2 protein-coding genes and 1 pseudogene are annotated in these 6,107 nt (G+C 69.8%); 2 read left to right on the forward strand and 1 reads right to left on the reverse strand.

The genetic code is table 11. The annotated features are described in order from the left end of the window. Positions 1-147: 147 nt before the first annotated feature. A complete protein-coding gene (locus VGZ32_RS06295; protein WP_326884891.1) occupies positions 148-1,266 on the reverse strand; it encodes a hypothetical protein in 1,119 nt (372 codons plus the stop codon). A 333-nt stretch (positions 1,267-1,599) separates the two neighbouring features. Here VGZ32_RS06295 and VGZ32_RS06300 point away from each other — a divergent pair. Together VGZ32_RS06300 and VGZ32_RS06305 are read left to right on the forward strand one after the other, a co-directional pair. Next, a pseudogene (locus VGZ32_RS06300) lies at positions 1,600-2,154 on the forward strand (helix-turn-helix domain-containing protein); the annotation flags it as partial. 653 nt (positions 2,155-2,807) lie between these two features. After that, positions 2,808-6,065 carry an AfsR/SARP family transcriptional regulator gene (locus tag VGZ32_RS06305; protein WP_326884893.1) on the forward strand — a complete coding sequence of 1,086 codons (3,258 nt, stop codon included), beginning with the start codon at positions 2,808-2,810 and terminating at the stop codon, positions 6,063-6,065. The last annotated feature ends 42 nt before the right edge of the window (positions 6,066-6,107 follow it).

The following is a 6,107-nucleotide window of genomic DNA, read 5'->3' on the forward strand; positions in this document are numbered from 1 at the left end:
AGTCGCGCAAACCCTGCCGACGCTGCCGGATCAGGCGACCGACCCGATCGGCTACCTGCAGGGCATCTCCGCCCAGATCCAGGCACTGGCCGCGCAACTGCCCACCAACGGCGGCTGACCGGGTGACCGCCGGTCAGCTCGTAGCTGTCATTGCTGGCGCAGCGGGGGCATGGGGATCGGGACGTTCAGCGCGCTCGATCCGGCGCCGACCCCACCCTGACACGTGTTGGGCGGATCAGTGGTCTTACCCCGGGTGGACGGGGTGTCGGCGGCCCAGAACATGTAGCCGAGCATGCCGTCCGTGGTGCCCGCACCCGCCGGGGCGACGGACTGGACCCACGCGCTAGTGGAGCTCTGCAGCGAGGCGCTGAAGTTGTTGCATTCCGGCAGGATCTGGGAGGTGCCCGCGATGAAGAGCGATCCGGTGAACTTCGCCGGAGCCAGCGGCGCGATGGGCGGGGCATAGTTCGGCTTGCCGTCCACGTGCTCGAGCCAGTTCGACTCGGCGCTGCTCGTCGAGGGCTGCTTCGACGGCACCATGGCGTTGGCGTAGTCGAGCACCGGGTTCGAGGTGGTCAGCCAATTCGCCGTGGCGTACTGGTCCAGCGCGATCAGGTAGCGGTCTCCCGCGGCGACGTCGATAGTCAGGCGCGCGGTCGGATCGGCGCCGGTGGCGTCATAGGGGTGCGCGGCCCGGTAGGCCGAGATGAACGACCCGAGCCCCGTCAGGTTCGGGCTGGAGCTGTTCTCGTAGTCGATCTCGATCCCGACGCCGAGCTGGGTGGCGAGCGCAGCGGCCTTCTGCCCGAGCAAGGTCGGGTTTTGCGTCAGGACCGCGTCCCAGTCCGAGACGTACGTGATGCCGCCGATCGAGAGCATGGCCCGGATGCCGTGGCTGGTGAAGTAGTTCACGATGTCCGACGTCATGCCGACCGGGACGCCGTTCGCGTCGGCGCCGTCCGTGGTGCTGTTCAGCAGCTTGACTGGGTTGACGAAGCTGAGCACGACCAGGTTGACGGAGGGCTTGCCGTCGCCGCGGTCGATCAGCCAGTGGTTGTTCGCGTCGAAGTCGGCGATCGTGCGCACGGTGCCCCAGGCACATCCGTCGTTGCTGCAGTGCCAGGCCCCGTAGATCTGGATCGGGGTGGCGGTAGCGGCCTGCGCCGTACCGGTCCCGGAACGGGTCGCCGCGGTGAGTGTGAGCGCTGTCGCGGCCAGCAGGACGGTTGCGGCGGGCAGGATGGGCTTGCGCATCAGCATGCGCATGTACGGCTCCAGATGTTTGGCGCGGGCCCATCCCTGGACACACCATGCGACTGGTTTAGACCTTTGTCAATCAGGCTCCGGCACTGACGGCGTGGGCGCGACGGCAGGGGTTCCTGGCGCGTCCGCGGTGTCGGCGATGAAGTGTGGCCTCAGGTTGAACGCCGAGGTGAGCGTTGGATGCCGGCTGCCCTGCGCCGGGGTGCACGCTGCGCTTGCCGACAACCTCGTTCGTGCTGGCCAGAACCACTGTCGGGAGTCAGGCCGGTGTTGCGCGGGGTGGCGGTCTGCGGAACTTCCGGATGACTGACCACTGCCGTGCCATGGTGATCGGTCGTGCTTCTGCGACTGGCCTATCTCGGGGTGAGCAACGCGTTCGCGCTTCTACGACTGCTACCGATGAGCAATCGCGACAAGGATGCGGAGATCCTGGCCCTGCGCCATCAGCTCGCGGTGCTGCAACGGCAGCTCGGCCCGCGGCAGATGCGGTTCACTGCGAGCGATCGCGCGCTCTTGGCGGCGCTGCTGCACCGGCTGCCGAGCAATGTGCTCCAGCGCCTGCACCTGGTGGTCAAGCCAGACACCGTGCTGCGCTGGCACCGCTATCTGAGGGCGCGGCGACACGCCGAGCGGTCCCGGCCCACGCATGTCGGGCGGCCGCGCACCGTACGCTCGATCCGCACCCTAGTGCTGCGCCTGGTCCATGAGAATCCGGGGTGGGGTCACAGACGCGTGCACGGCGAGTTGCTCGTGTTGGGCGTGAAGGTCGCCGCCTCGACCGTCTGGGAGATCCTTCAGGACGCCGGGATCAACCCGGCGCCCGAGCGCAGTTCCAACACGTGGGCCGATTTCCTGCGCACGCGGGCCGACGTCAGCGTCCCGCTCGGGTTCGCGAACGTCTGCGCGTACGAGGTGCGATCCGAGAGCACCTCCACCCGCGAGCCCTGCTTGCGCGCCGCCATCATCGCCGAGACCGTATCCGTACTCTGCGTCACAGCCGCGCTTGCCGTCGACGTCCTTGGCGAAGTCGCGGCCTCGGCCACGTCCGCAGCCTGTACCACTGAACCGGCGACCACGAAGGCCGTCATCGCCGAGGACCACCGAAGCCGCCGCCCCCGGGAACACCCCGGATGAACATACGCGAGAACATCCCCAACCTGCCCCTCGTCGATCCGACACGCAGTCGAACTCCCATCTACGATCGCTGATCCAGCAATAATCAGGGCTCGAAATAACTCCGAATGAGAAAGTAATCTGACTGCGGCGGTGCTGCAGAGCGCCACCGCACCGGCGGGCGCGACCGTCGCCGGTGTCGTGCGAGGTCGTCTTATGCGCTTAGCCCTCCAACCGATCGTGGTTGCGTGGTGCCGATGACCCCCGTCGCGGGCCGCCGCGCATGTCGGCGAGCGGTGTGGCTGCGTGCCGGGTAGAGCGCGCCGCCGCAGTCGCTACACGTGCACTAGAGTCGACGCAGGGCGTGATATCGCCGTGATACGCGTGTTGCACGGGATGCCACGGCGGGTTGAAACAGGGCGCGAGGGTGCATGTCGAGGGTGCCGGTGCGGTTCGGGGTGCTCGGTCCGCTGCGCGTCGTGGCCGACGGTGCGCAGGAGCTGGCACTGCTCTCGGCGGGGCGGCTGCGGACGTTGCTGGCGGTGCTGCTGTGGCGCGCCAATGAAGCGGTGCCGGTGGACGAGCTGAGCGAGCTGGTGTGGGACGGGGCGCCACCGCCCGGCGCGGCAGCGGCGTTGCGCTCCCTGGTTCTGCGGCTGCGCCGGACGCTGGGACCGCAAGCCGGTGCGCGGATCCTGACCCGCTCCCCCGGCTATCTGATCGAACTGTCCGACGACGAACTGGACGCGACACGGTTCGAGGCACTGTTTCAGGACACCGGTTCCGCCGTGCGCACTGGCAGTTGGGCCGACGCCTTCGCCACCGCCACCCGGGCGCTTGACCTGTGGCGCGGCACGCCCCTGGCCGACGTGCCCTGCCAAGCATTGCAGGACGCGTGGATCCCCCATCTGGATCAGCACCGTCTTCAAACCCTCGAATGGCGCATCGAGGCCGCCCTGCAACTTGGGCACCAGGATCGGGTGGTCACCGAACTGCAGGGGCTGACCGTGCGCCATCCCCTGCGCGAGCGTTTCCACGCGCAGCTCATGCTGGCGCTGGCCGGCACGGGGCGGCAGGCCGAAGCACTGGAGGCCTATCGGAACGTGCGTCGCGTGTTGGTCGACCAATTGGGTATCGAGCCCGGGCCCGAGCTAAGAGACTTGCAGGAGCGCATTCTCGCGGGCGACGCCGCATTGCGTAGCCCGATACCCGAGGATGCGGGCATCGAACCCGGGCCTGAGACGGTGCGGGAACACCGGCGGAATCTCGATGAAAAGCGCGCGGCCGGCCCGCCCGCGTCCGCACCGCGGGCCTCAGCGGGCGGGCACCGCTCGGTGCCCGCTCAGCTGCCTTCCGGCGTCTTCCCGTTCGTCGGACGCGCCGACCAGTTCAGGGACCTGAGCCGGCACCTGCTCGGCCCGGCCGGGGCCACGACGCCGCTGGCGTTGATCACCGGCACCGGGGGATGCGGCAAGACGGAACTGGCGGTGCACTGGGCCCGCGGCGCCGCCGCGCACTTCCCCGACGGGCAGCTCTATCTCGATCTACAGGGCTATTCGCATCTGCGGCCATTGACCCCGCTGGCCGCGCTCGGTTCGCTGCTGCGCGCCCTGGGCGTGCCCGGGGATCAAATCCCGGACACGCCGCTGGAAGCGGCGGGACTGTTTCGGTCTCGGGCCGCCGGCCGGCGGCTGCTGTTCCTGCTGGACAACGCCCGCAGCGTCGAGCAGGTGAGGCCTTTGATCCCGGGTGACTCGGGCTGCGCGGTCCTGGTCACCAGTCGGCACCGGCTCGACGGCCTGGTGGCCCGCAACGGTGCGCGGCGCGTGCCCGTCGACGTGCTCGCCCTGGACGACGCGGTCAGCCTGCTGGCGCAAATCCTCGGCCCGGAGCACTCCGCCACGGACGTGGCGCGGCTCGCCCAGGCCTGCGCCTGCCTGCCGCTCGCGCTGCGGATCGCCGCCGCGCACCTCGACGGCGCTCCGCCCGGATCCCTCGGCAGATACCTCGAGCTGTTGGAGACGGACGCGTGGCCGCGCGCGCTGCGGATCACTGGCGATGAGCACTCCAGCGTCCACGCGGCGTTCCAACTCTCCTACGACTCACTCGGCGCCGCAGAGCAGGAACTGTTCCGGCTGCTGGGGCTGGTGCCAGGGGCGGGCTTCACCGCGGGCGTGGCGGCGGCGCTCGCCGACATCGGGCCGGACGAGGCCGAACAGCGGCTGGAGCGCCTGACCGCCGCCCACCTGGTCGGGCGTGTCAGCCACGACCGCTACACGTTCCACGACCTACTGCAGGCCTATGCCAGAGGACTCGCCACAGCGGCCGGAGCGGTCAAGGCGCCGCTGCGCAGGCTCGCCGAGTGGTACCTCGCGACCGTCCGAAGTACCGCCCGGACCGCATACCCGCAGGCGCTGCGACTACCGGAAGAGCCGACGGTGCAGCTCTCGACGCGTGACCGGTACAGCGGGACCGACGCGGCCCAGGACTGGTTCGACCGCGAACACCACAACATCATGGCGCAGATCGACCAAGCCGCGGCAAGCGGCAACACCGACGTGGCCTGGCGGCTCGCGTTCGCCTACCGGCCGCATCTGTTCGCCAGGTCGCACGCCCAGCCCATGCACGAGGCGGGCGCAACGGCCCTCGCCGCGGCCAGCGCGGACGGCGATCCGGTCGGCCAGGCGGCCGCGCGGCTCACCCTCGCCATCGCCGCGGAAAAACTCGGCGCGCTGGCCGAGGCGGCCGAACACGCGCGGCGGGCGGCGCAGCTATGCGACAAGACGGGCTGGACGGCCGGCCAGGCCGCGGCCCTGAACGATCTGGGCGTCGTGCGGATTCAGGACGGCAGACTACGCGAGGCCGCCGACGCCTTCGAGCTCAACATCGCCGCGATGCGCGAGAACGGCGACCGCCAGGGGGAGGCGCACGCGAGGGCCAACCTCGGCTACTTACTCGCCATGTCAGGCCGCCTTCGGGAGGGCGTCGACCAATTCCGTCAAGCCGCCGACTTCTACTCCGAACACGGTCCGCGGCGCAAGCTGACGCCCGTGTTGGCCGGCCTTGGTGTGACCTATCGCGAGTTGGGCGAATTCGCGCAGGCCGAACCGCTGCTCGTCGACGCCATCGCGATCGGCGCGCAGAGCGACGAGCCGTACTTCACCTGTACCGCCGAAGGCACACTCGCCGAGCTGTGCTGCGATCTGGGAGACATCGCCCGCGCCCGGGAGCATCTGGAGCGGGCCGACGAACTGGCCGAGCGCACCGGGCTGGCGAAGCTGGCGGCGCTCACCGCGATCCACCACGGTTGGTTCGAGCTCGTACAAGGCCGGGCGGATGCGGCCCGTCCCTGGTATGAGCGGGTGTTGTCCTACGGCCGATCCGCGGGCGATCCGTGGTACCAGGCCCGGGGCCTGATCGGCGTGTCAGCCTGCCTGCGCGCGGACAAGCAAGCCGAAGCGTGCATACGCGCGGCGGCCCGCGCGCTGCACAGCGCGCAGCGCTCCGGCCACCGAGTACAGATCGCAGAAGCGCACCTGGAGCTGTCCCAGGCCCACGCCGAGTTCGGCCACCCACACAGGGCCCTGACACACGCCCGGCACGCCGCCGACATCGCCGAGGAATGCGACCACCACGCCAGCAAACAGACAGCCGCACGCATCTTCGCCCGACTCGAGGGCCTGACCTGACGGCGGCCAGACCCGCGAGGTGATGGGCACGTCACGGAGCCG

It is taken from the genome of Actinocrinis sp. (genome assembly GCF_035938995.1).
In the GTDB taxonomy this organism is placed as follows: Bacteria; Actinomycetota; Actinomycetes; order Streptomycetales; family Catenulisporaceae; genus DASZGI01.